Source organism: Variovorax durovernensis (assembly GCF_977011995.1).
Genome location: NZ_CDRNCW010000001.1, coordinates 5198503 through 5224228, shown reverse-complemented (window position 1 = coordinate 5224228; position 25726 = coordinate 5198503). Strand labels below are relative to the sequence as shown.

Genomic DNA, 25726 nt, shown 5'->3' with positions numbered 1-25726 from the left:
CGGTGATTTCCATCTAAATCTGACCCACGTGATAACCCTAACCTGCTGCTTTTAGCAGCAGGAGCACAGGAGTGATTGACGTGGCGACACTGAGTGTCATCAGGCGTTGGGCACTGCGAGAGCAACTGTCCATCCGAGAGATAGCCCGGCGCACGGGCTTGTCTCGCAACACCATCCGCAAGTACCTTCGCGAGGGCGAGGCGGCGCCCAGCTACGCGAAGCGCATCAGCCCGAGCAAGCTCGACGCGTTCGCCGAGAAGCTCGGCGGCTGGCTCAAGAGCGAGGCGTCTAAGTCACGCAAGCAGCGGCGCACGCTCAAGCAGATGCACGCCGATCTGGTGGCGCTGGGCTACCAGGGCTCCTACAACCGCGTGGCGGCCTTTGCACGAGCGTGGCATGCGCATCTCCACGAGGTCCAGCAGACGACCGGGCGCGGCACCTTCGTGCCTCTGGCCTTCGGTCCCGGCGAGGCATTCCAGTTCGACTGGAGCGAGGACTGGGCCGTCATCGCTGGTGAACGCACCAAGCTGCAGGTGGCGCACTTCAAGCTCAGCCACAGCCGTGCGTTCATCGTGCGCGCCTACCTGTTGCAGACCCACGAGATGCTGTTCGATGCGCACAACCGGGCCTTCGAGGTACTCGGGGGCGTGCCTCGGCGCGGCATCTACGACAACATGAAGACCGCCGTGGACAAGGTACGCCGCGGCAAGGAGCGCGACATCAACGCGCGCTTCAGCGCCATGGTCAGTCACTACCTGTTCGAGGCCGAGTTCTGCAACCCGGCCTCGGGCTGGGAGAAGGGCCAGGTCGAGAAGAACGTGCGTGATGCGCGCCACCGGTTGTGGCAACCTGTGCCGGCGTTCGCCACGCTGGCGCTGCTCAACGACTGGCTGGAGGACCGCTGCAAGGCGCTGTGGGGCGAGATCGTCCACGGCAAGCTGCCAGGGACCGTAGCCGATGTCTGGGCGCAGGAACGGCCACTACTGTTGCAGATCCCCAGACCCTTCGATGGTTTCGTGGAACACACCAAGCGCGTCTCGCCCACCTGCCTGGTGCACTTCGAGCGCAACCGTTACAGCGTTCCGGCCTCCTACGCGAACCGGCCAGTGAGCCTGCGCGTGTACGCCGAACGCCTCGTCGTGGCGGCCGAGGGCCAGATCGTGTGCGAGCACACGCGCATCATTGACCGTCGCCACGACACCGCAGGTCAGACCGTCTACGACTGGAGGCACTACCTGGCAGTGCTGCAACGCAAGCCAGGAGCGCTCAGGAACGGAGCGCCCTTCAGCGAGCTGCCGCAGGGCTTCCGGCGGCTGCAGGCCGCGCTGCTGAAGCAGCCAGGCGGAGACCGCGAGATGGTGGAGATCCTGGCGCTGGTGCTGCACCACGACGAGCAGGCAGTGCTGACCGCGGTCGAACTGGCGCTGGAAGCCGGCGTGGCCAGCAAGACTCATGTGCTGAATGTGCTGCACCGACTGCTCGATGCCAAGCCCATTGCGCCGGCGCCTGTCACGGCACCGCAGGCACTGCGCCTGATGAACGAGCCGAAGGCCGATGTGCTGCGCTACGACACGCTCCGGGGGCGTGCCAGCGCTGCTGGCGGCCTGCGCGGGCCGCTGAACTCCAAGTCGAGTAGCCAGGAGGTGCGCCATGCGACATGACCCTGCCAGCGGCGCCATCGTGATCATGCTGCGCGAACTCAAGATGCACGGCATGGCCCAGGCCGTCGCGGAGCTGGCCGAGCAGGGATCGCCGGCCTTCGAGGCGGCCCAACCGATGCTCTCGCAGTTGCTAAAGGCAGAGACAGCCGAGCGGGAGGTACGCTCGGTGGCCTACCAGTTGAAGCTCGCTCGCTTCCCAGCCTATCGCGATCTCGCTGGCTTCGACTTCGCCAACAGCGAGGTCAACGAGGCGCTGGTGCGTCAGCTACACCGATGCGAGTTCATGGACGATGCGCAGAACGTGGTGCTCGTGGGCGGTCCGGGCACCGGCAAGACCCACATCGCCACGGCGCTGGGCGTGCAGGCCATCGAGCACCAACACCGCCGGGTGCGCTTCTTCTCGACGGTAGAACTGGTCAACGCACTCGAGCAAGAGAAGGCCAGTGGCAATCCCGGCCACATCGCGCACCGACTGATGTACGCGGACATGGTGGTGCTCGATGAACTGGGCTACCTGCCGTTCAGCGCATCAGGTGGCGCGCTGTTGTTCCATCTGCTGTCCAAACTCTACGAACGCACGAGCGTGGTGATCACAACCAACTTGAGCTTCAGCGAGTGGGCCAGCGTCTTCGGCGACGCGAAGATGACGACGGCGTTGCTGGACCGGCTCACGCATCACTGCCATATTCTGGAGACCGGAAACGACAGCTTCCGCTTCAAGCACAGCTCGGCTCAACCCGTTCAAGCAGTCCAACCTAAAAAGGAGAAAGCCAAGAACTTATCCACACCGTGAGCCGGCTGGCTCGCAAAGAGGGTGGGTCAATATTCGATGGAAATCGCGGGTCAGGATTCCATGGAACTCAACACTGGTAGGAATCAAACGCGCAAACGACAACCACCTTGTCCACGGGGCTGGTGCCCACCACCCCACTGCCGCTGCTGACCGAGCAGGTCTGGCCGACCGGCTGGGTGACCACGGTCACCGCATAGGCACTGCCCGCATTGATCGCAGTGGGAAACAGGAAGGGGCCGTTGCTTGAAACAGTCACCGTCTCGCCGCCATTGTTTCCGAGCACAACGGTGCCAGCCAGTGAACTGACCGAGCCGCTGATCTGCTGACTGGTCGGAACGATGTTGAAACTGCGCGTCCAGATGGAGGAGTTGCTCAAGGTCGCGTTGTCCAGCGTCACCTTGGAAGGGTCCAGCGTGAGCGTCAAGGTCTGCCCGCTCTCGCACTTGCCGCCACTCAAGCGGACGTTGACCGTCATGCGTGCTTCATCGAGTGAAATCACCGGGGCCGGCGACTGTGTGCACGTGCCACTCACCACGAAGAAATCTGACGCGATGCTGCTAATCCGCACGTTGTAAGTTGCAATGACGTTCGCCGGACGCGTCGCGCCTTGTGCATCGTCAGTGATCTGGACGCTCGCCGCACCTGGAGAGGGAGCAGGCGAAGGAAACAGCATCTGGTCTGCGGAGCCACCGCCTCCACAGCCGCCCAGAGCCAGGAGGAGGCCCGCCAAGGCACAGTGTCTGAACGTGTTCCAACCGAAAATCATGAGGTGATCCTTGCGGTAAAGGGCTGTGCCGGAGTGCACTGCTGTGACCCGGCGTATCATTTTGTTTCTTATTGTGTCATGACCGGGCGTTGGTGTTTGCCCGTGGTGCGCGTCATGGTTGGCTGCGTTCATTGCAAACTGCCTTCACCCAACGAGGCACGTAGCGCCTGAACCGTGGTGTCGGCCTTTTCGATCCGCCGCTGCAGTTCGTCATTGACCACTCGCACCAGCGCGCCGAGTTCGGTGCGGGTCGGATGAATCTCTTCCGTGTCGGTCACTGCCTGTGAAGCGATGAGCTTCTCGAGGCCCGCATACGCACGCCGCACCTCGTGAAGGCTGTCGATGTCGTCGCATGCCTGCAGGGCAAGCGATTCGACGCTGACGGTTTCTGAAGATGCGGGGAGCGAAGGGATGTGCGCGGACGCGCGAGCAAATGCAGCCATGTTCGGCCTCCAAGGGTTTCGGTTTGCTGAAACCGACGCACCCGAGGCCAATCGGAGGCGGCGGCTCGACGGGTTGGCCTACCGGGAAACCACTTGCGTGAAACCGGCCGGGCTCGCGCCCGCCCATCGAGCCGCCAAAACTGGAGGCACGAACGACGAAGCCGCAGACCCTGCGGGGTGACTGCGGCTTGCGTCGCAGTGATTTCAGCGGGAGGCCAATCCCGATCACGCCTGTTTTTGACGTGACGGCGGCAGTATAGCCACGCGATGTTTGCAGCCCCGGCCTCAGCCCAGCGCCACCACTTTCTCTGCCTCGGCGACTTCCATCCGAAACGCCTCCATCGGCGGCTTCACCAAGGCACTGGCCTGCTCAGCAAACTCCTTCACCGGCGCCCACTTGTGCCCCCGCCCATCGAGCGACAGGTCATAGGCCCGCTGCAGATGCGCCAGCAGTTTTCTCGAAGCCGCCTGAGCCGCCAGCAGTGCGTCTATCGCACGCGGGGTCTCGAAGCGCAGGTGGTCGACGTTCGCCAGCGCGGACGTGATGCCTTCGACTTCGAGCGACAGGTGCAGCAGGTCGAGCGCGGTTTCGTCGGGATGCGACTTGACCTTCTCCGCGACCGTGTAGACCGCGTTGATCAGTTGCAGCGCACCCTGGTGCATTGAAAGCCGGGCCGCCAGCTTGCGTGCCTCGCGGCGCTGCACTTCCAGCGCGTGCTGCCGCTGCACGACCCACAGCCCCAGGCCGATGGCGGTGACCGAGCCGAAGGCCTGAGCCCATGCGGCCCAGTCGCCGGTGGCGGCTGGTGGATAGGCCGCGAACACGCCGATCAGCGCGCCGTAGACAAGCACGGCAACGCCGCACACCATGGCTGTTTCCAGCTTTGACTTCATGCCTCTTTCCTCTTGGAGGCCGGAAGTATGTCCCCTCGCTTCGGGTCTGAATTGCCCGAACAAAGGGGTTTTGCACCCTCAGTGATCGTGATGCAGGTAGCTGGCCTGCCGCGGCAGGCGCAGGCTGACGACGAAGGCGAGGACCATCATCGCGCTCACGTACCAGAAGAATGCCGACTCGTGGCCCAGCGACTTGAGGCCCAGCGCCACGTATTCCGCCGAGCCGCCGAAGATGGCGTTCGCTACCGCGTAGGCCAGCCCGACGCCAAGCGCACGCACTTCGGGCGGGAACATCTCGGCCTTCACGATGCCGCTGATGGAGGTGTAGAAGCTCACGATGGCCAGGGCCACGATGATGAGCACGAAGGCCAGCACCGGGCTGGTGGTGTGCTGCAGGGCCGTGAGAATGGGCACCGTGGCCAGCGCGCCGAGGCCGCCGAACAGCAGCATGTTGTTGCGCCGCCCGATGCGGTCCGACAGCGCGCCGAACACAGGCTGCATGCACATGTAGACGAACAGCGCGCCGGTCATGACGTAGCTCGCTGTCTTGATGGGCAGGTGCACCGTGTTCACCAAGTACTTCTGCATGTAGGTGGTGAAGGTGTAGAAGATGAGCGAGCCACCGGCCGTGTAGCCCAGCACCGTCAGGAACGCAGGCGTGTGGTGCTTGAACAGGCCCGCCATGCTGCCGGCCTCCTTGTTCTCCCGGGCCTCGGCGCTCTGCGTTTCATGCAGCGTGCGGCGCAGCAGCAGCGCGACCACGGCGGCGATGGCGCCGATGACGAACGGAATGCGCCAGCCCCAGGTCTTGAGTTCGGCTTCGGTCAGCAGCTGCTCGAGCGCCACGATGACCAGCACCGCCAGCAGTTGCCCGCCGATCAGCGTGACGTACTGGAACGACGAGAAGAAGCCGCGCTGGCCGCGCAGCGCGACCTCGCTCATGTAGGTGGCGGTGGTGCCGTATTCACCGCCCACCGACAAGCCCTGGAACAGGCGGCAGATGAGCAGCAGGAAGGGCGCCCACGCACCGATCTGCGCGTAGGTGGGCAGCGCCGCGATGACCAGCGAGCCGCCGCACATCATGGTGACGGAGATCAGCATCGAGGTCTTGCGCCCGAGCCGGTCGGCCACGCGGCCGAACAGCCATCCGCCGATGGGCCGCATGAGGAAGCCGGCCGCGAACACGCCGGCGGTGTTCAGCAATTGCGCGGTGGGGTCTGACTTGGGAAAGAAGGCCGGCGCGAAGTACAGCGCCGAGAAGGCATACACGTAGAAGTCGAACCACTCGACCAGGTTGCCCGACGAGGCCGCCATGATCGCGAAGACGCGGTGGCGTTTTTCTTCAGCGCTGTAGTGCGGTGGGGACGAAGAAGACGAAGAAGAGGAAGCCGTCTGGCCTCCATGGGTAGGCGTGACTGCGCTCATGGTGCCTTTGCCGCCGTGCGGGCGATGTTGTTGTTGCCAAAACATTCTGCGCCCGCACGTGGGTGGGCCGTGTCAGCCGGCACCGCATCGGCCTACCCCCGAAGTGGCCTTCGCACAGGCCCTAGAACGTGCCGGGCAGCAGGATGCTCGAATCGACGTCGTCGATATTCGTGCGGCCGCAGAAGGCCATGGTGATGTCGAGTTCCTTCTGGATGATCTGCAGCGCGCGCGTCACGCCGGGCTGGCCGTAGGCGCCCAGCCCGTACAGGAAGCTGCGGCCGATGAGCGTGCCGCGTGCGCCCAGCGCGCGGGCCTTGAGCACGTCCTGGCCGCTGCGGATGCCGCCGTCCATCCACACCTCGATCTCGCTGCCCACCGCTTCGACAATGGCGGGCAGTGCCGCGATGGAAGAGGGCGCGCCGTCGAGCTGGCGGCCGCCGTGGTTCGACACGATGAGCGCATCGGCGCCGCTGTTGGCAGCCAGGCGCGCGTCTTCCACGTCCATGACGCCCTTGAGGATGAGCTTGCCGCCCCAGAGCTTCTTGATCCACTCGACGTCGGCCCAGCTGAGCGCGGGGTCGAATTGCTCGGCGGTCCACGACGACAGCGAGGACAGGTCTTTCACGCCCTTGGCATGGCCCGCGATGTTGCCGAAGGTGCGTCGCTTCGTGCCCAGCATGCCCATGCACCAGGCCGGCTTGGTGGCGAGGTTGATCAGGTTCTTGATGGTGGGCTTGGGCGGCGCGGTGAGGCCGTTCTTGATGTCCTTGTGGCGCTGGCCCAGGATCTGCAGGTCGAGCGTGAGCTGCAGGGCCGTGACGTTGGCGGCCTTGGCGCGTTCGATCAGGCGTTCGATGAAGTCGCGGTCCTTCATGACGTAGAGCTGGAACCAGAACGGATGGCGGCCGGTGTGCTCGGCGATGTCTTCGAGCGAGCAGATGCTCATGGTCGACAGCGTGAACGGAATGCCGAAGGCCTTGGCCGCGCGGGCGCCGAGGATCTCGCCGTCGGCGTGCTGCATGCCGGTGAGGCCGGTGGGCGCAATGGCCACGGGCATGGCGGTTTCCTGACCGACCATGGTGGTGCGCAGCGAGCGGCCTTCCATGTTCACCGCCACGCGCTGGCGCAGCTTGATCTTCTGGAAGTCGCTCTCGTTGGCGCGGTAGGTGCCCTCGGTCCAGGCGCCGGAATCGGCGTAGTCGTAGAACATCTTCGGCACGCGCCGCTTGGCGATCACCCGCAGGTCTTCGATGCTGGTGATCTTGGAAAGGTCGGGCACGGGGCGTCTCCTGGATGGTCTTTGTGGGTTGGCGGGGGCTAACCGGCCATTATCGGCAGGTGCTCCGGCGGGCCATCTGAAAAAAGCCGGGGCTTCGGCTGAAAAGAATTCAGTCCCGCAGCGCCTGCCGCAGCCACTCGACGAAGGTGGCGCATTCCCAGCGTTCCATGGTGCCCGGCCGCCAGCACAGGAAGTAGGCGTTGGGCGAAGGTACGCTGCGCTGCGACAGCCGCACGAGCCGGCCGTTGTCGAGCCAGGCGCTGCCGAGCTTCAAATGCATCAGCACCACGCCGAAGTCTTCCGCCGCCGCATCGAGCGCCAGGCCCAGGTCGGTGAGCTGGTGGCCGGTGGCGGGCTCGGGCAGGCCGATGCCGCAGGCCTTGAACCAGGTGCGCCACGACTCCAGCGGCGTGCGCAGCAACTGCGAGCGCGACACCTCGGCATCGGTCGAGAAGCCGGCCTCGAACGGGCCGTGGCGTTGCAGGTAGGCCGGGCTGCACGCGGGCGACACCTCGTCGGCCAGCAGCTGGCAGAACTCGCGGTCGTGAAAGGGGCCGGTGCCGAAGCGCAGCTCCAGGTCGACCTCTTCGAGCGTGGAATTGCGCACCGGCGCCGTCACCTGCAGCATCAGCTCGATGTTCGGGTAGGTGTCGCGAAAGCGCGCGAGCCGGGGCAGCAATATCTGCCGGGAGAAGGTGGGCGTGACCGCCACGCGCAGCCGCCGCATCTGCGAAGCCGGCTCGCGGCCTGGCACTTGCTGCAGTGCCGCAATGGCCTCGCGCACGCGGGCCAGGTAGGCCATGCCGTCGGCGCTGAGGCTGAAGTCGCTGCCGGTGAAGAACTTGAGTTCCAGCAGAAGCTCGAGCTGGCGGATGCGGTGGCTCACCGCGCTGGGCGTCACGCTGAGCTCTTCGGCCGCCAGGTTGACGCTGCGCAGGCGCGCGACGGCCTCGAAGGCCTGGAGGCCCTGGGTCGAGGGGAGACGCGGTGAAACCATCTTCTTGTCGGCGAAAGCAGCGGGGTTCGATGGTATCGAACGCTTCCCGGTGCGGATGTCGGGGCCTAACTTGCGGCGAGCGTGGCCGTCAGTGCCTGAAGCAGCCGGCGCAGGTCGTCGACCGCCTCGCGCGCCAGTGCCGCATCGCCCATCTGCGCCTTGACGATGGCGCCGTCCACGCCCAGCGCCGCCGCCTGCGCGAGCGCCATGCGTTGCGGCCCGTCGGGCAGCAGGCCGGCGATGACTTCGACCATCTCGCGTTTGTGCTCGCGTGCGATGCCTGTGGCTCCGGGCACGCTGGCGCCGATTTCCACCACCGAGTTGATGAACGCGCAGCCGCGAAACACCGGGTCGGCGAACCACTCGGCCATCACGTCGGCCAGCACCATCAGCGCCTGCCCGCCCTCGATGCGCTGCTGCGCGCCGCGCCGGCCCAGCGCGTCGACGAACCACGCCATCCACAGGCCGTGGCGGTGGTCGAGAAAGGCGCGCACCAGGTCGTCCTTCGACGGGAAGTGCCGGTAGAACGTGACCTTGGTGACGCCCGAGGCCGCAATGACGCGGTCGATGCCGGTGGCGCGGATGCCGTCGGCATAGAAGAGGTCGTGCGCGGTGAGCAGGATGCGCTCGCGCGCCGGCAGTGCGGAGATGTCCATGGTGCGATTGTAGGCATGTAGACAGGTCTGTCTACATGTGGCACATTGCGGCGCATTCCCTCTTGCCACTTCATTGAAAGACCCTCATGGAATCCCGCCCGCCGCTGCCGCCCTTCACCCTCGAATCCGCCATCAAGAAAGTCCAGGCTGCCGAAGACGCCTGGAACTCGCGCGACCCTGTGCGCGTGAGCCTGGCCTACACGCCCGACACCGAGTGGCGCAACCGCGCCGAGTTCGTCAACGGCCGCGAGCAGGTGGTCGAGTTCCTTTCGCGCAAGTGGGCGCGCGAACTCGACTACCGGCTGAAGAAGCAGCTGTGGGCCTTCATGGACAACCGCATCGCGGTGCGCTTCGAGTACGAATGGCACGACGACGCGGGCCAGTGGTATCGCAGCCACGGCAACGAGAACTGGGAGTTCGCTGAGAACGGCCTGATGCAGCGCCGCTTCGCGAGCATCAACGACCAGCCCATCAAGGAAGCGGAGCGCAAGTTGCACTGACCTCCGGCACGGCTGTTGCTTGCTCCGGGCTGTTCAAACAGGAGACCGCATGAACCGCAACGACGTCACGGAGAAGATCATCACCGTCAAGGTGAGCAAAGGCATCCAGTGGGCCGACGTGGCCAAGAAGGTGGGCCTCTCGAAGGAATGGACCACCGCCGCCTGCCTCGGCCAGATGACGCTCGACGACAAGCAGGCCAAGGTCATCGGCAAGATCTTCGGCCTCACGCCGGAAGAGCAGAAATGGCTGCAGGTGGTGCCCTACAAGGGCTCGCTGCCCACCCCGGTGCCGACCGACCCGCTCATCTACCGCTGGTATGAGGTGGTGAGCGTGTACGGCACCACCATCAAGGAACTGATCCACGAGGAGTTCGGCGACGGCATCATGAGCGCCATCGACTTCAGCATGGACATCCAGCGCCAGGCCGACCCGAAGGGCGACCGGGTCAAAGTGGTGCTGTCGGGCAAGTTCCTGCCCTACAAGACCTACTGAATCACTGCACGTACACGGCGGGGTGCGGCTTCTGCCTGTAGGGCAGCCGCATCGTGTCGACGGTGATGCCGTAGCCCTCGATGGCGCCGGCAATCGAGCGGGCCACCGCATCCACCGGCACCGCGATGCGCCGGTTGGTGCGCATGCGCTCGCGCGAGTAGCTGGCCGCGATGCGTTCGGCCAGCGGGTCGCCCGGGCCGTTCACGTCGGGGCTGATCATCGTCACGTGCAGGCGGCCGGCGTGCTCCTGGCGCAGCCCTTCGGAGATCGCGTTCACCGCGTACTGCGTGCCGTGGTAGACGGCGGAGGAGGGCGACACGCCCTGCATCGCCACCGGCGCCACATTGACGATGTGGCCCCAGCCCTGCTCCTGCATCGTCGGCAGCACGGCCGCAATGCCGAGCAGCACGCCGCGCAGGTTCACGTCGATCATGAGCTCCCACTCCTCGATCTTGCGGTTCCACAGCGGCGACATCGGCATCACGCCCGCGGCGTTCACCAGCACGTCGATGTGCTCGTGCGTCTCGAGCGCGAACTCGGCAAATGCTTCCACGTCGGGGCGGTGCGTGACGTCGAGGCGCTGGAAGCTGGCGGTACCGCCGGTGGCCTCGATCTCGGCCACGAGCGCCGCGAGTTTGTCGGTGCGCCGCGCACCGAGCACCACTTTGGCGCCGCGCCGCGCAAGCAGCCGCGCGGTCGCTTCGCCGATGCCGCTGCTCGCGCCGGTGATGAGGACGACTTTTTCCTGGATTGCGGTCATGGAGAACTCCTTGTGCTGGTCGGTTTGCCGTGGGGCGCACACCAGAGAAGAGCGTGTGCCGGGCATGGAGGGAAGTTTCTCGCGGCAAGGGCCGCAAGCGGTATCCGGATCGAACGCGGTTTTTGCCTGATCCTGCAAAACCTGGGGCGGGGGCAATCCTGGATCGGGGGGCGCTTGGTACTTTCGCGCTAGGGCGGTACGTGGGGCTGTGCGATGTGGCGATTCTTCAGAAAAGCGCGGGCAGGGTGGTAGCCGGTTCGTACGTATTTCTTGCCCAATCCGCCACGAATGAACTTGGCAGCCGGTTGCTTCCCGTCACGCCGCCGGGATTGAGCCCGGCCCGGAAATCGCCGATGCTTTGTCGATGCAAGAAGCCCTCGACATCGCGCCACGCCCGCGCGTCTACCTGGCCGGGCCGGATGTCTTTCGCCCTGACGCGAAGGCGCATTTCGTCCGCATGGCTGCCGCTTGCGATGCGGCAGGCCTCGACGCCTTGCCGCCGGCGGACGGCAGCGAAGACCCGTCTCCCATTCCCCTGGAAAGGAAGATCTACGAAGCCAACATGCGGCTGCTGCGCAGCGCCGATGGCGTCGTTGCCAACCTCGAATGCTTCCGGGGCCTGGAGCCGGATTCCGGCACGGTGTTCGAGGTGGGGGCGGCGGTTGCGCTGGGGATTCCCGTTGCGGCCTATGGCGTGCCGGAGGGCAGCTACGCGGCCCGGGTGCGGGCAGCATTGCCGTGCGAGCAGGACCCGAGCGGCATGCTGCGCGAGCGCGGTACCGGCATTGCCGTCGAAGACTTCGGCCAGCCGCCGAACCTGATGCTGGCCTGCTCGATCCACATCGAGCCGACGCTGGAAGCGGCCTTGAAGAAGATGGCCGGGCTGCTTGGGGCTCGCTGCGCGCAGGAAGCTGGAAAGCCCTGATCACCGCTGCGCCCGCCACCCCCTAGGATGGCGTTCCCTTTTCAATGGAGCACTGCATGCCGAGCACAGAGACGCACTTCGACCTGACTTCCAACGACGGCATCGCGATCGAAGCGCATCGCTGGCAAGGCCCGACGCAGCGCGCCGTGATTCAACTGGCGCACGGCATGGGCGAGCATTCGCTGCGCTACCGGCATCTGGCCGAAGCGCTGGTGCAGGCCGGCTATGTCGTCTACGCCAACGAGCACCGGGGCCACGGCAAGGGCGCCGCCGCGCGCGGCGAGTTGGGTGAGTTCGGTCCACGCGCTTTCGCCGGCCTGGTGGACGACATGGCGCTCCTGAGCCGCCATGTGCGCGGCGTGCATCCGGGCCTGCCGCTGATCCTGCTGGGCCACAGCATGGGATCGTTCGCCACGCAGTACTACCTCGTCGAGCACAGCGCACTGCTGGCGGGTGCCGTGCTTTCGGGCACCTCGGCGCTCGACCTGCTGGGTGCCGCGCTGCAGTCCGGCTTCAAATTGGAGGACATGAACGCCGCGCTGCCCGATGTGCGCACGCCGTTCGACTGGCTCAGCCGCGACCCGGCGCAGGTCGATGCCTACATCGCCGATCCGCTGTGCGGCTTCACCGTCTCGGCCGAGGGGCTGGGCTCGATGTTCGCGAAACTGGCGGACCTGACGCCCGAGGCGATGCGAAAGCGCATCCGCCCCGATCTGCCGCTGTACCTGTTCATCGGCGACCAGGACCCGGTCAGCAACAAGGCCGAGTGGTTCTATCCGTTGGTGCAGCGCTACCGCGAGGCGGGCCTGAGCGATGTGTCGAGCCACGTATTCGGCGGTGCGCGCCACGAGACGCTCAACGAGGTCAACCGCGACGAGGTCGTCGCCGTGCTGCTGGCGTGGATCGCGCGGGTGGTCAGTGCGGCGCGCCCGACGAAGCCCTGAATTCCTGCGGCGACATGCTGTAGGCCCTTCGGAAAGCCCTTGTGAAGTCCGACGGGCTCTTGAACCCGACGCCATAGGCCACGTCAGTCACCATCATGTGCGGATAGCGCACGAGGTCGTCGGCCGCATGCCGCAGCCGCAGGTGGCGTATGTATGCACCCAGGCCGCCTTCATGCTGGAACAGGCGGTACAGGGTCGGCCGCGGAAGGTGCAGCGCCGCCAGCACGTTCTCCGGCGACAGGTCGGCGCGATGCAGGTTGGCCTGCACATAGCGGCGTACCTGCCCGAACATCGCCGCTCGGGCGGCTGCACGCGCGCCGCCGCTCAGGCGCGCCTGCTTGCCGAAGCCCGCGATCAGCAACTGCACGGCGTCGCGCACGGCGCTTTCGGCGGCCGGGGCGCTCAGCGTCGCAATCTCCCGGCCGAGGGCGGCCGTATGGTCCAGCGCCAGCCGCGCGATGGGCGAGTCGGGCTGCATCGTGCGGGCGTGGACGGCCGCAGGGTCCGGAAAGACCTCCTGCACCATCGTTCCCGGCACGAAGAAGGTCAGCACATGGCAGGCGTTGCGATGCATGCGCACCGGCTGGCCCATGTCGAGCGCCACGAACTTCGCGGCAGCTGGCGCGTCGCGCTGCGCCGAGGAGCGCACGGTCACGCTGTCGACATCGCCTTCGGCGAACACATGGAAGGCGTAGTTGCGGACGTTGTCGGTGGAGATGCGCGCGAGCGAACGCTCGAGCAGCATGGCGTCGGAGCGGCAGTCGGTGAAGACGATGTCGCCGACCTCGTACCGGTCGATGGACGCGTGGAACGGCTTGCCGATGTCGGCCGACGAGGGCACCACGTCGATCACATGGCCGACGCGCTCACGCCAGGCCAGGAATTGCCGGTGTGGGGGTTCCGCAGCCACGTCGAAATGGCTGTGGGAGATGCGGTTCCCCAGCGGGGAACGGACGCCGGTTTCTAGCTCGCGCAAGCCCATCAAAAACACTCCGAATCAGGCGGAGAGGCTCTCAGAAAACCTGAAAATAAACCAAAAGTGCCAAAAAATAACGGATTTCCGGCGGATTCTCGCAAGAACTGAGACGCACGGTCAAGGCCGTTTGTCATACGAAAGCAATCTTCGGGGTGACGTGGTTGCAGGGCCACGCGGAGGCTCCCAGCCAAGGGGTCTCGCAGTTTTCCACCCTTCCCGAGCGAGCGCCGACACATGCTGTCCGATAAAAAGACAAAGAGGATCCCCACCGAGCCTATGCGCGAGGGCAAGCGCGGCATCGAGCCGGCCGCGCTGTCCATGGCCGCGCAGGCGCTGCATGCGGACTCCGTGGCCGCGGCGGGCGCGGTGGGTTCGCTGTTCTCCGAGGCGAACGAGGTCGAGCTGGCCTTCCTGATGCGGCTGGTCGCGGAAGGCGACGCGGCGACGGCGTCGCGGATCGCGCAGCGCATTCTGGATGCGCGCCAGATGCACGAGGTCAAGGTCGACGTGCCTGCGGTGCGGGCACCCGCCAAGCCAAGGCGGGTGCGCAGCCTGCAGCCGGCAGGCCCGGACTGCGGACGGTCTTCGCTGTCCCCGCGCGAGATCAACGTGCTGCGGATGGTCTCCCAGGGGCTGAGCAACAAGCAGATCGCCGAGACGAGCTACCGCTCGCCCCACACGGTCGATGCGCAGGTCAAGAATATCTACCGCAAGCTGGCAGTGAAGTCGCGTGCGCAGGCCGTGCGCGAAGGCATGCAGATGGGGCTGCTCGGCCTGGAGGCCCGGGGTAGCTGATCCAGCGGCGTCGTGCTACGGCTGCTTCCTGCAGTCGCCGCCGACGGACACGGTGCCGTCCTTGCATTCGGTGAGGATCGGCTCGCTGCCGCTGGACGGTGCCCCTGAAGCAGGCGCGGGAGAAATGCCTTCCCGCACCGGTCCCACGTCGCGTTCGTACACGACCTTCTTGCTGCCGAGTTCGCAGCTGCCCACCACCTGGCCGGCCGCCGTTGCGCTGGCATCGACGACGGTGACGGCGAAACGCGCGACACCGGCCGCGGCGATCTTCGATTCGATACGGGTACGCAGTGCTTCGCAGTCTTCGGCGCCGTGGGCGGCGCCTGCGAAGGCCAGCGTGAGGGAAATCAGCAGACGGTGTTTCATGGTGGGCCTGCCTCACACGGCTAGCTGGGAGTGGGCCAGCAGTCTAGTTGTGAAGGCGAGGGGGTTCAAATCCCCGTCCTTTTAACGGACGTGGGGACTTATTGCATCAACCCAGGACTTGGCGACGCGGGCGCGGCTGGTTCTGCGCCGTGCCAATGGGTTGGCCCGATGCCGGCACGGCGCGCTCGCGGCCCCAGGCGCGGATGCTCTCGATCTGCTCAGGCGCGGTCTTCGACAGCGGCACCACGTTCACGAACGCGCGGCGAAACAAGTCGGGCGTAACGGCCGCGTCGCCGTTCAGGTAGGCCTCCTTGACCACTTCGCGCACCGCCGATTCGAGATCGGACCCCGCGAAGCCGTCCGATAGGCCGACCAGCTCTTCCATCAGCTCCTCTGGCGGCGTCTGCTTGAGGCCGCGGCGCGTGTAGATGTCGATGATCTCGCTGCGTTCCTGCGGCGTCGGCAGGTCGACGAAGAACAGCTCGTCGAAGCGGCCCCGGCGCAGCAGTTCGGGCGGCAGCTTGGATACATCGTTGGCAGTGGCCACTACGAACACGCGCGAGCGCGCCTCCTGCAGCCAGTACAGGAACTGCCCGACGAGGCGCGTCGAGGTGCCGCCGTCGCCGCTGCCTTGCGCGCCGGCCAGGCCCTTTTCGATCTCGTCGATCCACAGCACGCACGGCGAGACGTGGTCGGCCGTGGCCAGCGCGTCCTTCAGGCGCGATTCGCTCTGTCCCAGGTACTGGCCGTGGATGGTCGACAGGTCGAGCCGGTACAGCGGCAGGCTCCAGTTGGCCGCGATGGCCTTGGCCGACAGCGACTTGCCGCAGCCCGGCACGCCCACCAGCAGCACGCCGCGCGGCGGTCGGATGCCGCGTTCGCGCAGGTCGGCGGTGAGCAGCGGGCGTTCCTTGTCGAGCCATGCCTTGAGGCCGCCGAGCCCGCCCACGTTCAGCTCGGTGCCGCGCACGCTGACGCGCTCAATGCCGGATATGTCCGCGAAGATGCGGTCCTTGGCGTGCATCAGCTCGACCATGTCGGCCTTGGTCACGCGGCCGTTGGCAAGCAGCGTGGCGATGATGTTCTCAGCCTCGATGCGCGAAATGCCCGCAAGGATGGCCGCGGCCCGGCGCTCGTCGTCGGCGTCCCATTCGATGGGGAAGTGGCCGCGATAGGCGTCGAGGTTTTCCCGGATGATCGCGAACATCTCGTCCTCGCTGGGGGCCGAAAGCGCCAGCGACATGCCGGCGCGCTGCAACTGGCCCCACACTGGCTTGGTCGTGATGACCACCACCACACCGCTGTGCTCGGCGGCCAGCATGACCACGTCGAGCAGGTGGCGCGCGGAGGCGGTGTCGTCCTCGATGTCGGACACTTCGGTCAGCACCATCGACAGGTTCTGGCGCTGCGCGAACTGCTGGCTCGCGAAGTCGACGGCCCCGGCGGACGAGCGGTCTTCATTGACGGCGCGGCCGGTCGCGAGCTCGCGGGTGCCCTGTGAAAGCGTGTGTACGTACACCGGCGCATTCAGCGTGGCGCCTACCTCGCGCAGCAGGTCGAGCACGCGGGCGCGCTCCGCGCTGCGGATCGAGATGAATGGAATACGCGCCTTGAGGTAGCGCGTGAGGGTGGCCTTGAACTCGGTGGTGTCGCTCATCGGTACTCTTCAAATCAGGATGTTGCGCCGCCGCATGCCGGAGGGCGGCATGTCCGTGAGGGCGCTGGAAGCTTGCATGGACGGCGAAGCGACCGTGGAGACGGTCAGCGTGTCGTAGCGCAGCAGGTTGTTGTTCTGCAGCAGCACGCGCAAGCGCCCGCTGCGGTCGGCTTGGGCCGAGTCTTCGAGCGACTTCTGCGAACGCTCGGCGAACTTGCGCACCTCGCTGGTCAGGTGCGCGCGCAGTGTTTCGGCGAAGACCGGTAGCTGCGCCAGTCGGTGCAGGAAGAACAGCGACTGGCGCGCGTTGAGGATCGCCCGCACCACGCTGCCTTCGTCCGCGCCCATGCGCAGGTCGCGGGTCAGGTGCCCGGAGCAGCGCGTCAGCCGAGCGTTGAACTCATCGGCCAGCCGCTGCGCGAACAGTGGACCGACGCCGCCGCTCCACGAGAGCTCGCCGCCGCCCATGTGCGCGAGGCAGGCCTCGTCTTGCGTGCCCGCAGCCAGCTGGTCGAGGCATTCGCTCCACTGGGCGTAGGTTCGCGGGCCTTCCGGGGACACCGGCATTTACTTGACGCGGCGGATGAAGGGCGTGGCCGGCAGCAGGTCCCAAGCGGGGAGAGCTCCTGCCAGTGCGTCTGGCGCCTCGGCCAGGGTCTGTTGCGGCGGAGTGGGTGCTGCTATCGGTGCGGGCACGGCGGGCACGGCGGGCAACGTGGGCGATGTGGGAGCGGTCGCCCCGGGGATGATGACGCGGTTCATGCGAAATTCCTTCTTGGCGGTTTCTCAGCCATTGACCAGGACGCGGCGCACCGTGTCGTGCGACGAGAGGATGTGTTGCCCGGGGGTGATGCTTTCAAGCAGCGCCGTCACGTCGGCGGCCACGGCGTCGCGTTTCGCGAGATCGCGGCGCAGTTCGACTACCTCGGCCACGCAGGCCCTCAGTGCCTGGCTCGATTGCTCGAGCAGTATTGCGAAGTCGGCCTTGATCTTGTCGCGGGTCTTGTCGAGCTGCCGGTAGGCGAGGAACACCCACGTCAGGCAACCGGCGCCGATCAGGAACGGGAACAGACCGGCGCCAAAGGCCACCAGGATCAGCAAGACACCGATCACCAAACCGGCCCAGTGCATGCCCGTGAGCTTCACTTGCGCCAGTGCATCGGCTTCGCGCTTGGCGATGTTTTCCTTCAGGCTGGCGAGCAGTTCGGTTTCGTCCTCGCCGTTGGCAGTGCTGCCTTTCCAGTCCTCGATGGTGATGCCGATGCGCGTCGGCACGGCCATGCGCGCGCCGGCGGTGACGTCGGCATGTGCGTCCACGATCCAGTCGCGCGAATGGGCAATGGCAAAACGTTGCGTGGCGCGCGTGACGTGGGAGGTCTCCGGGTGCATGGCCGCGTTGGTCAGCAACTGCGTGAAGTCGACCTGCTCTTCGAGCGCGGTGCTTTGCAAGTCATAGCGCTTGCGGGCTGCGTTCTTGTCGCCGCTTTCCTCGATGATGAAACGGCACATTTCTTCCTGACGGCGCAGCGGCAGTTCTTCGTCGTCGAAGCGCGTTACCAGCTTGCTCAGCAGGTCGTCCACCGCGGTCAGCACGCTGGGCGCTGCCTTTATCTCGCCCTTGAAGACGCCGTCGAAGTGCGTCAGCACGGCCTGGTGCATCGCCATGCCGTTGAGCGCCTGGTTGATGGCGGTCCATGTCGGGCTGAAGCGCTTGAGGTGGCTGTAGCGGCTGCCGTGGTCTTCGTTTGGGGTCTTCGAGAGCAGGCCCTTGCTCCACTGGCTGCGTTGCGTTTCCACGAAGCCGGCCTGCTGCGAAAGCTCCTCGATCCAGGCGGAGATGCGCTTGCTGCAGTGCATGCTCACGTCGGCGCCGAACACGCCGTTGGCCATGGCATCGATCATGACGACGGTCTGGCGGTCGAGCTTGTAGGGGTTCTGCAGTGCAAAGTAGCGGTCGAGCCAGGTGCGGTTGGCATCTGTGCGGCCGGCGCGGCGCGATACCAGCGCGAAGAACAGCGAGGTCTTCTCGTCGTCGCGGCGCACGGCTTCGGCCAGCGCGCGCGTTGCCAGCTCACGGTTGTCTCCCAGCCATGCCGACAGGGCCACCAGCGCGGGCGCCAGCCAGTAGCGGGGCGCCGAGATCATCAGTTCCTCGGTGGCGCTGCGCAGCGTTTCGTTGCGCACCAGCTGCACGTCGGAAGCCTGCAGGATGCCGGTGGCCTGGCGGCGCACCACGGCGTAATAGCCGAAGGCGGATTCCAGTTCCTGGCGCACCTTGACGTGGCGGGTTTCGGCCAGCGAAAGCTCCTTGGCCTTGAGGTCGGCCTCGACGAAGTCGGCAAAGGCCTGTTCGAGCCGCGACAGCTCGGAGCGGGTCTGCGTCAGGTCGCGCCCGACGGATTCGACTTGGCCCGAGACCGTGCCGATGTCGCCCTGAAGGCTGCGCAGTGATCCGAGGATCATGCTCAGGTCGGCCAATTGAATGATGCGTTCTGAACTCATGGGTCGTTTTTCAAATGTCGATGATGGCTGTCTGGCCGGAGGCGCTGACGGTGACCAGCCGGGTGGAATACACCTCGATGAAGACGTAGCCGGGGTGTTGCGCGAGCGAGCGGGCGCGCTCCATCAGGGGAGGCAGCGCTTCGCCGATCTTGAAGTGCTGGATGATGCTGCCGGCGCAGGTCAGGGTATGCACTTCATGGGGCACGCCCAGATAGCACTTGGCGACGATGCCGACCGGCAGCGCGTCGATGGCCACATCGGGCAGCTCCTGGCGGATGGCCGCCAGCAGGTCCTGCGTGGCTTGGGCCGCGTTGGCGCCGTGCAGATGCGTGCCGGCGTCGAGCCGGGTCATGGCCTCGATGTAGGCGGTCGAGCGCTTCTGGCGCAGGCGCGCCTGCAGCTCTGCGCCGCCCAGCACGGTGCGGCTGGCGGTCTGTGTGTCGGCGGGGCGCAGCGACAGCTGCGGGCCGGCTTCTGCGGGCTTTGCGCCCAGGATGGCACGTGCCATTTGCCTCCCTCCTGTTGAACTCTGCGGTGTGCGCTTCGTTGGCGCTGGAATGCTCGTTGCCGCCCGGTGTTCGGAGCGCGAGTCGGTATCGTGACGTGAATGCACCGGCGGCAGGCCCTGCGGCCCGAGCGCCGGTGCGATCGGTTAAGCCGGGGTTTCAGTAGTGCGGCGTTGGCGGCCGCACCGCAGTTCCCATCAGCCTTGCGCGGAAGCCAGCGCCGCGTTCAGCGTGGCGCTCGGGCGCATCACCGCCTCGAACTTCGCCTTGTCGGCCAGGTAGTAGCCGCCGATGTCCACGGCCTTGCCCTGCACCGCCGCCAGCTCGTCGACGATCTTCTTCTCGTTGCTGGTGAGCGAGTCGGCCAGCTTCACGAACAGGGCCTGCAGCTCCTTGTCTTCGGTCTGCGCGGCCAGCTCCTGCGCCCAGTACATGGCCAGGTAGAACTGGCTGCCGCGGTTGTCGAGCTGGCCGGTCTTGGGCGACGGGTTCTTGTTGTTGTCCAGCAGCTTGCCGGTGGCGGTGTCGAGCGTCTTGGCCAGGATGGCGGCTTTCTTGTTGCCGGTCTTCAGGCCCAGGTCTTCCAGGCTGACGGCCAGCGCGAGGAATTCGCCCAGCGAGTCCCAGCGCAGGTGGTTTTCTTCCACCAGCTGCTGCACGTGCTTGGGGGCCGAGCCGCCCGCGCCGGTCTCGTACAGGCCGCCGCCGGCCATCAGCGGCACGATCGACAGCATCTTGGCCGAGGTGCCCAGTTCCATGATGGGGAACAGGTCGGTCAGGTAGTCGCGCAGGATGTTGCCGGTGGCGCTGATGGTGTCCAGGCCGCGCACGACGCGCTCCAGCGTGTAGCGCATGGCGCGCACCTGGCTCATGATCTGGATGTCCAGGCCCGAGGTGTTGTGCTCGTGCAGGTACATCTTGACCTTGGTGATCAGCTGCGCCTCGTGCGGGCGGTAGGCGTCCAGCCAGAACACCACCGGCATGCCCGAGTTGCGCGCGCGGGTGACGGCCAGCTTGACCCAGTCGCGGATCGCGGCGTCCTTGACCTGGCACATGCGCCAGATGTCGCCTTGCTCCACGTTCTCGCTCATCAGTACTTCGCCGGTGTCCAGGTCGGTGATGTTGGCAACGCCGTCTTCCGGGATCTCGAAGGTCTTGTCGTGCGAGCCGTACTCCTCGGCCTTCTGGGCCATGAGGCCCACGTTGGGCACCGTGCCCATGGTCTTGGGGTCGAAGGCGCCGTGCCACTTGCAGAAGTTGATGATCTCCTGGTAGATGCGGGCGAAGGTCGATTCGGGCATCACGGCCTTGACGTCCTTCAGGCGGCCGTCGGCGCCCCACATCTTGCCGCCGTTGCGGATCATCGCGGGCATGGATGCGTCGACGATGACGTCGTTGGGCGAGTGGAAGTTGGTGATGCCCTTGGCCGAGTCGACCATGGCCAGCTCGGGGCGGTTCTCGTGGCAGGCGTGCAGGTCGCGCTTGATCTCGTCCTGCGTGCTCTGGGGCAGCGTGGCGATCTTGGTGTACAGGTCGACCATGCCGTTGTTGACGTTGATGCCCAGTTCGTCGAACAGCTTGCCGTGCTTCTCGAAGGCTTCCTTGTAGAAGATCTTCACGCAGTGGCCGAACACGATGGGGTGCGAGACCTTCATCATGGTGGCCTTGACGTGCAGCGAGAACATCACGCCGGTCTTGTGCGCGTCCTCGATTTCCTTTTCATAGAAGGCCAGCAGTGCCTTCTTGCTCATGAACATGGAATCGATGACCTCGCGGTCCAGCAGCGCGACCTTGGGCTTGAGCACGATGGTCTTGCCGCTCTTGGTGATCAGCTCCATCTTGACGTTGCGCGCGCGGTCCAGCGTCATGGATTTTTCGCCGTGGTAGAAGTCGCCGCCGTGCATGTGCGAGACGTGCGAGCGCGAGGCCTGGCTCCACTCGGCCATGCTGTGCGGGTTCTTGCGTGCGTATTCCTTGACGGCCTTGGGTGCGCGGCGGTCGGAGTTGCCTTCGCGAAGAACCGGGTTCACGGCGCTGCCGGTGCACTTGTTGTAGCGCGCGCGGATGTCCTTGTCCTCGTCCGAGGTCGGGTTCTCCGGGTAGTCGGGGATCTTGTAGCCCTTGCCTTGCAGTTCCTTGATCGCCGACTTGAGCTGGGCGACCGAGGCGCTGATGTTGGGCAGCTTGATGATGTTGGCTTCGGGCTTGAGCGTGAGCTTGCCCAGTTCGGCCAGGTTGTCGGGCACCTTCTGGTCGTCGCTCAGGAATTCGGGGAATTCGCCCAGGATGCGGGCTGCCACCGAGATGTCGCTGGTGGTGACGTCAATGCCGGCCGGGGTGGTGAAGGCGCGGATGATGGGCAAAAACGCGTAGGTCGCCAGCAGGGGCGCCTCGTCGGTGAGGGTGTAGACGATGGTGGGTTGCTTCGAGCTCATGCGCTTGCGTCCGTAAATCCTGGGTTGTCGGGTGGCGTGAACTTCAGGGATAAATCAGTTCACGAAGGTGGCGATTGTCGCCGGGCGGAAGGAGGGTGGCCGATCCGGGGTGCGATCTCCCCGTAACAGGCTCTGTCAATCCAGCGGCAGGGCGATGGTAGCGGCCAGCGGCACGGTGTCGATCAGCGCCGCGCTGGCGACCAGCACGGCCCGGCGCCCCTGCCCGGCCACGTCCGTCAGCGCCCGCCAGAGGCAGCGGGCGGAGCCGGCGTCGAGTCCGGCGGTCGGCTCGTCGAGCAGCACCAGCGGCCGGCCCGAGGCAAGCCCTGCCGCCATCCAGACCTTGCGCCTGGAGCCGGTGGAGAGCATGAACAGCTTCTTGTCGAGGTGCGGCTCGAGCGAAAAGCCGTCGACCAGCGCCTGCCAGGCGGCCGGGTCGAAGCCGCTGTCGCCCTCGGTCAGTTGCCGCGTGCACTCGCGGGCGGTGAGCTGGTCGAAGCGGTCGGTGGCGGGGTCGACGAAGAAGACCTGGCGGCGGTAGGCCTCGGGCGAGGCGTCCAGGCGGGTGCCGGCCACCGTCAGCCGGCCGCTGGCGGGCAGCACGCCAGCGATCACCTGGAGCAGGGCCGACTTGCCGGCGCCCGTGTCGCCATGGAGCAGCGTCACGCCGGCGCCGATCGAGGCAGTCCAGCCGGACGCGATGGCGCTCTGGCCGGGGTAGGCGAAGCCGATGTCCTGCAGTTGCAGGATGGGAGTAGAGGTTGGGGCGGAGTTCACGGCCCGCGTTTTACCATCGGCCCCATGAAGAAAATGCCCATTGCCGCGGCGCTGCTGGCCGCGCTGCCGTTCGCGGTGCCCGCCGTTGCCGCCCCGGCGGCGCAGGTTTTCGTCGCGGTAAAGCAGCCCGAGTCGATAGATGCCGACTGGCGCGCCCACCTGTGCGCCTTGCTGCCCCAGCCCTGCGACGCCAAGGCGCTGACGCTCCATCGTCCGCGCGGCGGCGCACCCGGCGACTACGTGGTGCTGTCGGAAGCGCCGCTGGTCCTGGGCCGGCTGAAGCGCGCGGCGGATGCCACGGATTGGAAGCTCGATCGCGTGTACGACTTCACCGGGTACGCCGGTTCCGTCAAGGAAGGCGAGGCGGGCAACCGCGAGGTCCAGCGCGCGCTCGCGCCGGCTCTTTATCCGCTGGCCGACGGGCGCTGGGCCGTGGCGGTGCTGCAGCGCCAGTTCGAGGGCTACTCGGGCGGCGGCGCGTCGTTTTCCACCGCCGACTTCGTGCCGCTGGACGCCGATCCCGCGTCCGCCAAGGCCGCGTACGAGGCCATTCCGTTCTCTTGCAGCAAGATGATCCGCGCCTGCTTCTCCGAGAAGGAATACAAGACCTCGAAGCACTGCCACGACGAAAGCAGCGGCAGCCTGCGCATTGCCTACGGCGAGCCGGCAAAGGCCGGCGGCCCCTACGGCTGGCAGTTCACCTGGCTGCAGAGCGACTGGGCCGCGCACGTGCCGGCCAGCGCCACCGTCAGCACGCGCTCGCGCTTTGCCGCCGATGGCAGCGGTGGCGGCTCGGCCGACTTCTGCGGCGGCGGGCCGCAGTAGACAGCAAGAAAGATCAGGCGCCGCGCGGCACCGTCACCGCGCCCACATGCTTCGTGCGGCCGGCGCCGAGGCCCGCGATCACCAGCGCGATGCCCAGCCCGATGAACAGCCACGACGAGGCGCGAAAGCTCCCCGTCCAGCCGTGCAGCAGCCCGGCCACCAGCGGGCCGAAGGCGGCCACCATGTAGCCCACGCCCTGCGCCATGCCCGACAGGTGCGCGGCCACGTGCGAGTCGGGCGAGCGCAGCACGATCATCGTGAGCGCCAGCGCGAAGGTGCCGCCCTGCGCGATGCCCAGCAGCACCGCCCACAGCCATACGCCGCCGAGCGGCGCGAACAGCATCGCCAGCATGGCCGCCACCGTGAGCACCGCCAGCACCACGGCCAGGCCACGCTGGTTGCGCAGCTTCACCGCCAGCGCCGGCACCACGAGGCAGGTCACCACCTGCGTCATGACGGACAGCGACACCACGTAGCCGGCAGTCTCGCTGCCGAGCCCGCGCTCGCGCAGGATCGGCGCGAGCCAGCCCATCACGATGTAGGCGAGGGCGGACTGCAGCCCCATGAAGAAGGTGACTTGCCAGGCCAGCCTGTCGCGCCACAGCCCGCGCACGGTGAAGCCCGATTCGCTCGCCACCGCTTTGACCGGCAGTGCCTGCGGCGCCCAGATCAGCGTGACCACCGCGGCCGGCAGCGCCCACATGGCCAGCGCCATGGTCCAGCCGCCGCCCAGCGCGTGCTCGATGGGCACGGTGAGGCCCGCCGCGCTGGCGGCGCCGCCGCACACGGCCATGGTGTAGAGGCCCATCATCAGCGCCGCCTGCTTCGCGAAGTCGCGCTTCACCAGGCCCGACAGCAGCACGTTCGACACCGCGATGCCGCTGCCCGCGATGGCCGACGCGACGAACAGAAGCGGGATGTTTCCGGTGCCGCGCAGCACCGTGCCCAGCAGGATCAGCACCATGCAGCCGAGCAGCGTGCGCTCGGTGCCGAAGCGGCGCCCTAGCCCCGGCGCCAGCGGCGCGAACGCGCCCAGGCAGACGATGGGCAGCGTGGTCAGCAGGCTCGCGGCGGTGGCCGAAAGGCCGGTGGCCTTGATGATTTCCGGCAGCACCACCGAGAGGCTGGCGAACACCGGCCGCAGGTTGAACGCGATCAGCACCACGCTCGCGCCGAGCAGGATGCGGCGGCCCAGGTTGGGCGCGGGCGTGGGCAGCGGCGCGGGCCGGTTGTCGGCTTCGGTGTCGATCAGCAGGTCTTCGGCCGCGCCGCCTGCGCAGGGCTGCGGGGGCCGGGTGCGTTGAACGGCGGCATCGCGTGAGAGGGCGGCGGCGCTCATGCCGTGCCCAGCGCCAGCGCGTCGATCATCGGCGCCATGAATGCGCGCACCGCCGCGGCGGCGACGTCCGGGTCGCGGCTGGCGATGCCGTCGATGATGGCGCGGTGCGCGGCCTCGTCGGGTTCGGGCAGCGCGGTGCCCATGGTGCTGGCGATCGTTTCCTTGATGTAGCCGGTGATGAAGCGGCAGGTCTCGGCCAGCGCGAGGTTGCCCGACACGTCGACGATGGCCAGGTGGAAGGCCAGGTCGCGCTCGATGAAGCTGTCGCCGCCGTCGTTCCCGTCGGGCACGCCGCGCTTGTCCAGCAGCGTGTTCAGCCGGCGCAGGTCCCGGGCCGTGTGGCGCACCGCCGCGAGCCGGGCGGCCTCGACCTCGAGTGCGCGGCGTACCTCGAACTGGTCGCGCAGGCTGGCGCGGCGCATTTTCTGCAGGCTGGAAGAGGGGTCGAAACCGGAGCGCACATAGGTGCCCGAGCCCTGCCGCACTTCGAGCAGGCCGCGCGACACCAGTGTCTTGACCGCCTCGCGCACCGTGCCGCGGCTCACGCCCAGCAGCAGGGCGAGCTGGGGCTCGATGGGAATGCGGCTGCCCACGGCCCAGCGGCCGCCGGAGATCTCGGCGCGGATGCTATCGGCGGCGGCGTCGGCCAGGGAGGTACGAGGAGCTTGAGCGAGCATCAGATGGGCCTATTCATTCAATGATTGGACGAATTTTGCCTCCTGTGCAAAATCCGGGATGCGAGCGCGGTGGTTGCTCGCTTTCGCGGCACGCAACTGTCTTGACCCTTGTTCGCTCGATTGTGCAAGCTGGATTCGAAGATTTTTGGCAAAACGGTGAACTTTTGCCCATGTTGGTCAAACGTTGACCCCTTCATTACCAATTGTCCGCTCTCTGTCCGAAAATGAAACTAAAGGTCACTTTTGAATCTTTAAGTTGCTTTTGCTCGGCGTTCGACACTCCCACCCGGACGCCAACAGGGAGCGCCCAGGGAGAGAACAAGAAAATCGGGTCA

27 protein-coding genes are annotated in these 25726 nt (G+C 66.5%); 8 read left to right on the top strand and 19 right to left on the bottom strand.

Translation table 11 applies throughout. The features are described 5' to 3' along the window. The first annotated feature begins 71 nt into the window (after positions 1 to 71). Together istA and istB are read left to right on the top strand one after the other, a co-directional pair. Positions 72 to 1661, top strand: a complete 1590-nt coding sequence (gene istA, locus ACWV14_RS24815; protein WP_454901620.1) for an IS21 family transposase — start codon at positions 72 to 74, stop codon at positions 1659 to 1661. Next, complete coding sequence (gene istB / locus ACWV14_RS24810; protein ID WP_454901618.1) at positions 1651 to 2454, top strand: IS21-like element helper ATPase IstB; 804 nt, start codon at positions 1651 to 1653, stop codon at positions 2452 to 2454. Before istA ends, istB begins: the two co-directional genes overlap by 11 nt. 67 nt (positions 2455 to 2521) lie before the next feature. Here the strand turns inward: istB and ACWV14_RS24805 are convergent, their stop codons facing one another. The 7 genes from ACWV14_RS24805 to ACWV14_RS24775 all read right to left on the bottom strand — a co-directional run bounded on the left by ACWV14_RS24805 (position 2522) and on the right by ACWV14_RS24775 (position 8914). Then, positions 2522 to 3352, bottom strand: coding sequence for a hypothetical protein (locus ACWV14_RS24805; RefSeq protein WP_454904276.1), 831 nt, complete (start codon positions 3350 to 3352; stop codon positions 2522 to 2524). Next, complete coding sequence (locus ACWV14_RS24800) at positions 3349 to 3663, bottom strand: hypothetical protein (RefSeq protein ID WP_454904274.1); 315 nt, start codon at positions 3661 to 3663, stop codon at positions 3349 to 3351. Before ACWV14_RS24800 ends, ACWV14_RS24805 begins: the two co-directional genes overlap by 4 nt. A gap of 285 nt (positions 3664 to 3948) precedes the next feature. Continuing rightward, positions 3949 to 4557 (bottom strand): hypothetical protein, encoded by a 609-nt coding sequence (locus ACWV14_RS24795; protein WP_454904272.1) that lies wholly within the window; start codon positions 4555 to 4557, stop codon positions 3949 to 3951. Positions 4558 to 4635: 78 nt separating this feature from the next. Then, entirely contained in the window at positions 4636 to 5982 is a 1347-nt protein-coding gene (locus ACWV14_RS24790) for an MFS family transporter (RefSeq protein ID WP_454904270.1), read from the bottom strand. A 121-nt stretch (positions 5983 to 6103) separates the two neighbouring features. Next, positions 6104 to 7261 (bottom strand): alpha-hydroxy acid oxidase, encoded by a 1158-nt coding sequence (locus ACWV14_RS24785; protein ID WP_422087884.1) that lies wholly within the window; start codon positions 7259 to 7261, stop codon positions 6104 to 6106. A 109-nt stretch (positions 7262 to 7370) separates the two neighbouring features. Continuing rightward, the gene (locus ACWV14_RS24780) at positions 7371 to 8258 is read right to left on the bottom strand and encodes a LysR substrate-binding domain-containing protein (RefSeq protein ID WP_454904269.1); all 888 of its coding nucleotides are present in this window, start codon (positions 8256 to 8258) and stop codon (positions 7371 to 7373) included. Between the two features lie 65 nt (positions 8259 to 8323). Further along, positions 8324 to 8914: a TetR/AcrR family transcriptional regulator gene (locus tag ACWV14_RS24775; protein WP_422087882.1), complete on the bottom strand. Its 591-nt coding sequence runs from the start codon at positions 8912 to 8914 to the stop codon at positions 8324 to 8326. An 86-nt stretch (positions 8915 to 9000) separates the two neighbouring features. Here ACWV14_RS24775 and ACWV14_RS24770 point away from each other — a divergent pair, with 86 nt between their 5' ends. Continuing rightward, positions 9001 to 9414, top strand: coding sequence for a nuclear transport factor 2 family protein (locus ACWV14_RS24770; protein ID WP_454904267.1), 414 nt, complete (start codon positions 9001 to 9003; stop codon positions 9412 to 9414). Positions 9415 to 9463: 49 nt separating this feature from the next. Continuing rightward, the gene (gene cynS, locus ACWV14_RS24765; protein ID WP_454904266.1) at positions 9464 to 9907 is read left to right on the top strand and encodes a cyanase; all 444 of its coding nucleotides are present in this window, start codon (positions 9464 to 9466) and stop codon (positions 9905 to 9907) included. 1 nt (position 9908) lies between these two features. Here cynS and ACWV14_RS24760 read toward each other — a convergent pair whose 3' ends face one another. Then, entirely contained in the window at positions 9909 to 10667 is a 759-nt protein-coding gene (locus tag ACWV14_RS24760; RefSeq protein WP_454904264.1) for an SDR family oxidoreductase, read from the bottom strand. 364 nt (positions 10668 to 11031) lie between these two features. Between ACWV14_RS24760 and ACWV14_RS24755 the strand changes: the two genes are divergently transcribed. Beyond that, positions 11032 to 11592, top strand: coding sequence for a nucleoside 2-deoxyribosyltransferase (locus tag ACWV14_RS24755; protein WP_454904263.1), 561 nt, complete (start codon positions 11032 to 11034; stop codon positions 11590 to 11592). Positions 11593 to 11648: 56 nt separating this feature from the next. Continuing rightward, positions 11649 to 12536, top strand: a complete 888-nt coding sequence (locus ACWV14_RS24750; RefSeq protein WP_422087877.1) for an alpha/beta hydrolase — start codon at positions 11649 to 11651, stop codon at positions 12534 to 12536. Here ACWV14_RS24750 and ACWV14_RS24745 read toward each other — a convergent pair. Further along, positions 12508 to 13446 carry an AraC family transcriptional regulator gene (locus ACWV14_RS24745; RefSeq protein WP_454904262.1) on the bottom strand — a complete coding sequence of 313 codons (939 nt, stop codon included), beginning with the start codon at positions 13444 to 13446 and terminating at the stop codon, positions 12508 to 12510. The two genes, ACWV14_RS24750 and ACWV14_RS24745, sit on opposite strands and share 29 nt — an antisense overlap. 300 nt (positions 13447 to 13746) lie before the next feature. Here ACWV14_RS24745 and ACWV14_RS24740 point away from each other — a divergent pair, with 300 nt between their 5' ends. Next, positions 13747 to 14307 (top strand): response regulator transcription factor, encoded by a 561-nt coding sequence (locus ACWV14_RS24740; protein WP_454904260.1) that lies wholly within the window; start codon positions 13747 to 13749, stop codon positions 14305 to 14307. A gap of 15 nt (positions 14308 to 14322) precedes the next feature. On the opposite strand, the gene ACWV14_RS24735 is transcribed toward ACWV14_RS24740, so the two are convergent. From ACWV14_RS24735 to ACWV14_RS24700, 8 genes are all read right to left on the bottom strand, one after another. Then, complete coding sequence (locus tag ACWV14_RS24735) at positions 14323 to 14673, bottom strand: DUF1161 domain-containing protein (protein ID WP_454904259.1); 351 nt, start codon at positions 14671 to 14673, stop codon at positions 14323 to 14325. A 106-nt stretch (positions 14674 to 14779) separates the two neighbouring features. After that, positions 14780 to 16330, bottom strand: a complete 1551-nt coding sequence (locus ACWV14_RS24730) for an AAA family ATPase (RefSeq protein ID WP_454904257.1) — start codon at positions 16328 to 16330, stop codon at positions 14780 to 14782. A 9-nt stretch (positions 16331 to 16339) separates the two neighbouring features. After that, complete coding sequence (locus ACWV14_RS24725) at positions 16340 to 16897, bottom strand: hypothetical protein (protein WP_454904256.1); 558 nt, start codon at positions 16895 to 16897, stop codon at positions 16340 to 16342. Then, a complete protein-coding gene (locus ACWV14_RS24720) occupies positions 16898 to 17092 on the bottom strand; it encodes a hypothetical protein (RefSeq protein ID WP_454904254.1) in 195 nt (64 codons plus the stop codon). It lies immediately after the preceding gene. A 24-nt stretch (positions 17093 to 17116) separates the two neighbouring features. Further along, positions 17117 to 18832, bottom strand: coding sequence for a hypothetical protein (locus tag ACWV14_RS24715; RefSeq protein WP_454904252.1), 1716 nt, complete (start codon positions 18830 to 18832; stop codon positions 17117 to 17119). A gap of 10 nt (positions 18833 to 18842) precedes the next feature. Further along, the gene (locus ACWV14_RS24710; RefSeq protein ID WP_454904251.1) at positions 18843 to 19340 is read right to left on the bottom strand and encodes a hypothetical protein; all 498 of its coding nucleotides are present in this window, start codon (positions 19338 to 19340) and stop codon (positions 18843 to 18845) included. 195 nt (positions 19341 to 19535) lie between these two features. Beyond that, on the bottom strand, positions 19536 to 21773 hold the full coding sequence (locus tag ACWV14_RS24705) for an NADP-dependent isocitrate dehydrogenase (protein WP_454904249.1): 2238 nt from the start codon (positions 21771 to 21773) through the stop codon (positions 19536 to 19538). A gap of 135 nt (positions 21774 to 21908) precedes the next feature. Then, positions 21909 to 22550: an ABC transporter ATP-binding protein gene (locus ACWV14_RS24700; protein ID WP_454904248.1), complete on the bottom strand. Its 642-nt coding sequence runs from the start codon at positions 22548 to 22550 to the stop codon at positions 21909 to 21911. Positions 22551 to 22574: 24 nt separating this feature from the next. Here ACWV14_RS24700 and ACWV14_RS24695 point away from each other — a divergent pair, with 24 nt between their 5' ends. Beyond that, positions 22575 to 23375, top strand: a complete 801-nt coding sequence (locus ACWV14_RS24695; protein ID WP_454904246.1) for a hypothetical protein — start codon at positions 22575 to 22577, stop codon at positions 23373 to 23375. 13 nt (positions 23376 to 23388) lie between these two features. On the opposite strand, the gene ACWV14_RS24690 is transcribed toward ACWV14_RS24695, so the two are convergent. After that, positions 23389 to 24714 carry a CynX/NimT family MFS transporter gene (locus ACWV14_RS24690; RefSeq protein ID WP_454904245.1) on the bottom strand — a complete coding sequence of 442 codons (1326 nt, stop codon included), beginning with the start codon at positions 24712 to 24714 and terminating at the stop codon, positions 23389 to 23391. After that, positions 24711 to 25391: a FadR/GntR family transcriptional regulator gene (locus tag ACWV14_RS24685; RefSeq protein ID WP_454904243.1), complete on the bottom strand. Its 681-nt coding sequence runs from the start codon at positions 25389 to 25391 to the stop codon at positions 24711 to 24713. Before ACWV14_RS24685 ends, ACWV14_RS24690 begins: the two co-directional genes overlap by 4 nt. Positions 25392 to 25726 lie beyond the last annotated feature (335 nt).

Bases quoted from the DNA above. Each gene is read 5' to 3' on its own strand.
- ACWV14_RS24720 (WP_454904254.1), bottom strand. From the start codon at position 17,092: ATGAACCGCGTCATCATCCCCGGGGCGACCGCTCCCACATCGCCCACG.
- ACWV14_RS24730 (WP_454904257.1), bottom strand. From the start codon at position 16,330: ATGAGCGACACCACCGAGTTCAAGGCCACCCTCACGCGCTACCTCAAG.
- ACWV14_RS24735 (WP_454904259.1), bottom strand. From the start codon at position 14,673: ATGAAACACCGTCTGCTGATTTCCCTCACGCTGGCCTTCGCAGGCGCC.
- ACWV14_RS24750 (WP_422087877.1), top strand. From the start codon at position 11,649: ATGCCGAGCACAGAGACGCACTTCGACCTGACTTCCAACGACGGCATC.
- ACWV14_RS24690 (WP_454904245.1), bottom strand. From the start codon at position 24,714: ATGAGCGCCGCCGCCCTCTCACGCGATGCCGCCGTTCAACGCACCCGG.
- ACWV14_RS24770 (WP_454904267.1), top strand. From the start codon at position 9,001: ATGGAATCCCGCCCGCCGCTGCCGCCCTTCACCCTCGAATCCGCCATC.
- ACWV14_RS24755 (WP_454904263.1), top strand. From the start codon at position 11,032: ATGCAAGAAGCCCTCGACATCGCGCCACGCCCGCGCGTCTACCTGGCC.
- ACWV14_RS24805 (WP_454904276.1), bottom strand. From the start codon at position 3,352: ATGAACGCAGCCAACCATGACGCGCACCACGGGCAAACACCAACGCCC.
- ACWV14_RS24795 (WP_454904272.1), bottom strand. From the start codon at position 4,557: ATGAAGTCAAAGCTGGAAACAGCCATGGTGTGCGGCGTTGCCGTGCTT.
- ACWV14_RS24725 (WP_454904256.1), bottom strand. From the start codon at position 16,897: ATGCCGGTGTCCCCGGAAGGCCCGCGAACCTACGCCCAGTGGAGCGAA.
- istB (WP_454901618.1), top strand. From the start codon at position 1,651: ATGCGACATGACCCTGCCAGCGGCGCCATCGTGATCATGCTGCGCGAA.
- ACWV14_RS24695 (WP_454904246.1), top strand. From the start codon at position 22,575: ATGAAGAAAATGCCCATTGCCGCGGCGCTGCTGGCCGCGCTGCCGTTC.
- ACWV14_RS24710 (WP_454904251.1), bottom strand. From the start codon at position 19,340: ATGGCACGTGCCATCCTGGGCGCAAAGCCCGCAGAAGCCGGCCCGCAG.
- ACWV14_RS24775 (WP_422087882.1), bottom strand. From the start codon at position 8,914: ATGGACATCTCCGCACTGCCGGCGCGCGAGCGCATCCTGCTCACCGCG.
- ACWV14_RS24760 (WP_454904264.1), bottom strand. From the start codon at position 10,667: ATGACCGCAATCCAGGAAAAAGTCGTCCTCATCACCGGCGCGAGCAGC.
- ACWV14_RS24740 (WP_454904260.1), top strand. From the start codon at position 13,747: ATGCTGTCCGATAAAAAGACAAAGAGGATCCCCACCGAGCCTATGCGC.
- ACWV14_RS24715 (WP_454904252.1), bottom strand. From the start codon at position 18,832: ATGAGTTCAGAACGCATCATTCAATTGGCCGACCTGAGCATGATCCTC.
- ACWV14_RS24800 (WP_454904274.1), bottom strand. From the start codon at position 3,663: ATGGCTGCATTTGCTCGCGCGTCCGCGCACATCCCTTCGCTCCCCGCA.
- ACWV14_RS24780 (WP_454904269.1), bottom strand. From the start codon at position 8,258: ATGGTTTCACCGCGTCTCCCCTCGACCCAGGGCCTCCAGGCCTTCGAG.
- ACWV14_RS24790 (WP_454904270.1), bottom strand. From the start codon at position 5,982: ATGAGCGCAGTCACGCCTACCCATGGAGGCCAGACGGCTTCCTCTTCT.
- ACWV14_RS24705 (WP_454904249.1), bottom strand. From the start codon at position 21,773: ATGAGCTCGAAGCAACCCACCATCGTCTACACCCTCACCGACGAGGCG.
- ACWV14_RS24685 (WP_454904243.1), bottom strand. From the start codon at position 25,391: ATGCTCGCTCAAGCTCCTCGTACCTCCCTGGCCGACGCCGCCGCCGAT.
- cynS (WP_454904266.1), top strand. From the start codon at position 9,464: ATGAACCGCAACGACGTCACGGAGAAGATCATCACCGTCAAGGTGAGC.